At 74.2% G+C, this 4809-nt stretch carries 1 protein-coding gene; it reads right to left on the reverse strand.

The window, feature by feature from the left end:
• Window positions 1–4748, reverse strand: a 4748-nt coding sequence (locus ACFV61_RS32530; RefSeq protein ID WP_380495583.1) for an amino acid adenylation domain-containing protein, incomplete at its 3' end; no start/stop codon positions are given.
• Between the last annotated feature and the right edge of the window lie 61 nt (window positions 4749–4809).

Raw genomic sequence — 4809 nt, forward strand, 5'->3', positions numbered from 1 at the left:
CGCTGTTCGGCTATTGCGGGGTCGCGCTGGGGGGCCTTACGGCCCTCATGGGTGTCCACCCAGCATCCGCGGCGGTCGTCCAGCGCCTCGTCGGTCCGGCCGGCGATCAGGCTGCCGACCGGGATGTCGGTGCCCGCGCCGAGCTTGTCCAGCAGCGATGCCAGGGCGGCCTGCAGCACCATGTACACGCTGGCGCCGTGCTCCCGGCCCAACCGGAGCAGCCCGGCGTGCAGTTCGGCGTCCAGTTCGATCGCGAGGTGGCCACCGGAGTAGGAGGGGGCCGCGGGGCGGTGGCGGTCGGCCGGGAGCGGGATCTGCTCCGGCAGGTCCGCCAGCGTCCGCTTCCAGTAGTCCGCCTGGCGGGAGAACAGGCTGTCCTGGTCGTCCGCGTCGCCGAGCAGCCGGTCCTGCCACAGGGTGTAGTCGGCGTACTGCACGGGCAGCGGCGCCCACTGCGGCTCCTCGCCCCGGCGGCGCGCTGCGTACGCGGTGGCCAGGTCGGCCGCCAGCGGGCCCAGCGACCAGCCGTCGCCGGCGATGTGGTGCATCACCAGGAGCAGCACGTGCTCGTCCGCCGAGAGTTCGAACAGCTCGGCGCGCAGCGGCGGTTCGGTGGCGAGGTCGAATCCGCGCGCCGCGGCCGCCGTCAGCAGTTCCGGCAGGGCCGGCTCGTCGGCCGGGGCGACCGACAGCCTCGGGCGCACCTCCCCGACGGGCAGCACCTGCTGGTGGGGCACACCGCCCTCGGCCGGGAAGACCGTGCGCAGGGTCTCGTGCCGGACGACGAGGTCGCCCAGCGCCGCCTCCAGGGCCGCCGGGTCCAACGGTCCCGAGAGCCGCCACGCGAGCGGCATGTTGTAGACGGAGTCGGCGCCCTCCAGTTGGCGCAGGAACCACAGCCTTCGCTGTGCGGACGACAGCGGCACGCGGTCGGGCCGCTCCGCCCGCTCCAGGGCCAGCCGGGCCCGGTCCGCCCCGCCCAGCCCGGCGGCCAGCCCGGCCACGGTCGGGCTGCGGAACAGGGCCTGTAGCGGCAGCTCCACGCCCAGCGTCGCACGGACCCGGGCCACCAACCGGGTGGCCAGCAGGGAGTGCCCGCCGAGGTCGAAGAAGTCGTCGTCGACGCCGACCCCGGGCAGGCCCAGCACCTCGGCGAACAGTCCGGCCAGCACCTGTTCCTGAGGAGTGTGCGCTGCCCGGCCGGCCTGCGTCGCGGTGGACTCGGGCTCGGGCAGGGCGCGCCGGTCCACCTTGCCGCTGGCGTTCAACGGCAGGGCGTCGAGGGAGACGAACGCGGCGGGCACCATGTAGTCCGGCAGGCGCTCGCGCAGGTGCGCCCGCAGGTCCTCCGGCCGAGGCGCCGCCCCGGTGGCGGGAACCAGGTAGGCGACCAGGCGGGTGTCCCGCGCCCGGTCCTGCCGGACGATCACGGCGGCCCGCGCGACCTGCGGGTGTTCCGCCAGTGCGGTCTCGATCTCGCCGAGTTCGATCCGGAAGCCGCGCACCTTGACCTGGTCGTCGGTACGGCCGAGGAACTCCAGGTTCCCCTCCGGGTTCCACCGCACCAGGTCACCGGTGCGGTACATCCGCCCTCCTTGCCCGCCTTCGGGCTGGGGGCACCTCCCAGCCGCCAGGCTGGGAGCGAGGGGCCCAGATCCACTCGGACCGAACGGGTCCGCCACGAACCGTCCCGCGGTCAGACCCGGCCGGTTCAGGTAACCACGCGCGAGGCCCGCACCGGCGAGGTACAGCTCACCCGGCACACCGGCGGGTACCGGCTGCAACGCGGCGTCGAGCACGTGCAGCCGGGCGCCCCCGAGCGGCCGCCCGATCACCGGGCGCGCGCTCGACTCCACCGGCGCGTAGACCGAGTCCACCGTGCACTCGGCCGGCCCGTAGTAGTTCAGGGAGAACACCTCGCCGGCCGCCCGCAGCCGCTCCCACAGCTGCTCCGGAACGGCCTCACCACCCAACCCGACCATCGAGGGACGCCACCGCGGGTGGGTCAAGAGGCCGTGATCGACAAGGACTTGCAGGTAGGACGGGGTTCCGCCGACAGTGTCCAGCCCGGCCCGCACGGCGTACTCGAGGTAGGCGTCCGGGTCGGTCCAGGTCGCCTCGTCCAGGACGTGCAGCTCGTGCCCGGCGAACAGGGCGAACAGTTGGTCGCAGGAGGCGTCGAACGACACGGACGTGGTCAGCCCGATCCGCATGCGCTCCTTGATCCGGAAGACCAGCGAGCGCTGGTCGGCGAACAGGTTGAACAGGCCTCCGTGCGTCACCACCACGCCCTTGGGCTTGCCGGTCGAACCGGAGGTGTAGATGACGTAGACCGGGTGGCCCGGGTCGACGGCCACCGCGGGGTCCGTCACCGGGCAGCCCGCGACCAGCTCGGCCGTCTCCAGGTCGTCGACCACCAGCCGACCGGCCGGACCGGCCGGCAGCCGATCCCGGGTACGGGTGTCGGTCACCACCATGACCGGCCGGGCGTCGTCGAGCATGTGCCCGATCCGCGCGGCCGGGTACTCCGGATCGACCGGGAGGTACGCCGCGCCCGTCTTCAGCACCGCGAGGATCGCCACCACCAGCTCGGCCGACCTCGGCAGCGCCACCGCCACCAACCGCTCCGGCCCCGCACCCCGCGCGATCAGCGCATGCGCCAACCGGTTCGCCCGCGCGTCCAACTCCGCGTACGTCAGCGACACTTCCGGCCCGACAACCGCGAGGGCGTCCGGAGTCGCCCGGACCTGCTCCCGGAACAACTCCGGCAGGCTCTCGGTGAAGGCCTGGGCCGCCGGGCCGGTGCCCAGCGCCGTCAGCTCGGCGTGCTCCTCGGCGCTGAGCAGGCCGATCCGGCTGAGCCGCCGCCGCGGGTCGGCGACCGCGGCGCGGAGCAGCCGCTCCCACCTCCCGATCATCGTCTCGACGGTGGCCGGGTCGTAGAGGTCACTGGTGTACTCGACGAATACGTCGATCCCCTCCGGGGTGGGGGCACCTCCCGAGCCGCCAGGCCCAGGGGGACCGTCCTGCCCGTGCCGCTCCGACATGGTGAAGATCAGGTCGAGCTTGGCGGTGGTCGACGTCGACGGCACGTCCTCGACGCGCAGCCCGGGAGGCGCGAAGTCGGCCCGAGGAGCGTTCTGCAGCACCAGCATGACCTGGAACAACGGGTGGTGCGACAGCGACCGGGACGGGTTCAGGACCTCGACCAGGTACTCGAACGGCAGGTCCTGGTGGGCGTACCCGGCCAGCGCGGTGTCCCGGACCCGGCCCAGCAGCTCGGCGAAGGTCGGATCGCCCGAGGTGTCGGTACGGAACACCAGGGTGTTGACGAAGTAGCCGACCAGCTCGTCCTGCGCCTGGTCGGTCCGGCCCGCGACCGGGCTGCCCACCGGGATGTCGTCGCCGGCGCCGAGCTTGCTCAGCAACGCGGCAAGTCCTGCCTGGAGCACCATGAACAGACTGGTCCCGTGCTCACGGGCGAGCTCGCGCAGACCGCGGTGCAGCTCGGCGTCCAGCCCGGCACGCACGGAGCCGCCCCGGTGGGAGGCGACCGCCGGGCGGGGCCGGTCGGTGGGCAGCTGGAGCTGCTCCGGCAGCCCGGCCAACTGCCGGGTCCAGTAGGCCGCCTGGCCCGCGAACAGGCTGTCCCGGTCGGCGGCGTCGCCCAGCAGTTCGTGCTGCCACAGCGTGTAGTCGGCGTACTGCACGGGCAGCGGCGCCCACTGCGGCTCCTCGTCCCGGCAGCGCGCCGCGTAGGCGGCGGTCAGGTCCTGCGTGAGCGGGCCCAACGACCAGCCGTCACCCGCGATGTGGTGCATCACCAGCAGCAGTACGTGCTCGTCCGGCGCGATCTCGAACAGCCCGGCGCGCAGCGGCAGATCGACCGCCAGGTCGAACGGACGGGCCTTCGCGGTCGTCAGCGCGCCCGGCAGCCCGTCCTCGGTGGTCCGGCTCACGTCCAGCCGCGGGCGGCCGGCCACGACGTCCAGCACCTGCTGGTACGGCACGCCGTCCACGGCCGGGAAGACGGTGCGCAGGCTCTCGTGCCGGGCCGCCACGTCCGCGACCGCGGCCTCCAGGGCCCGCCGGTCCAGATCTCCGGACAGCCGCCAGACCAGGGAGATGTGGTAGTTGGCGCTGGCGCCCTCCAGCTGGTGCAGGAACCACAGCCGGCGTTGCGCGAACGACAGCGGGATCACGTGGGGGCGCTCGCGCCGTGCCAGGGCGGCCTGCGCCGGTCCGGCCGCCGCCAGGGTGGCGGCCAGGGCAGCCGGGGTCGGCGCCTCGAACAGGGTGCGCAGCGGCATCTCGACACCGAGGGTCGCGCGAATCCGGGCGGCCAGGCGGGTGGCGAGCAGGGAGTGTCCGCCGAGGTCGAAGAAGCCGTCCTCGACGCCGGCCGAGGTGACGCCCAGGACCTCGGCGAACAGCTCGCAGAGGACCTGCTCCTGCGGGGTGCGCGGCGCACGGCCGGCGGCCGCCGGGGCGAGGTCGGGGGCGGGCAGGGCCCGGTGGTCCAGCTTGCCGTTGGCGGTCAGCGGCAGCGCGTCCAGCAGGACGTACGCCGACGGCACCATGTGCTCCGGCAGCCGCTCGGTGAGGTGCTCACGCAGGTCAGCCGGGCGCGGTGCGGCACCGGCGGCCGGGACCAGGTAGGCGACCAGGCGGGTGTCGTCGGCACGGTCCTGCCGGGCGAGGACGGCGGCCTGGGCGACGCCGGGGTGCGCGGCCCCCCCCGCCACCATCTCGCCCGCCTCCAACCCGAAACCCCGCACCCTCAGCAGCTGGGGGGCCCCCCCGCCCAAG

The sequence above is a fragment of the Kitasatospora sp. NPDC059817 genome, from assembly GCF_042731835.1.
Taxonomy (GTDB): domain Bacteria; phylum Actinomycetota; class Actinomycetes; order Streptomycetales; family Streptomycetaceae; genus Kitasatospora.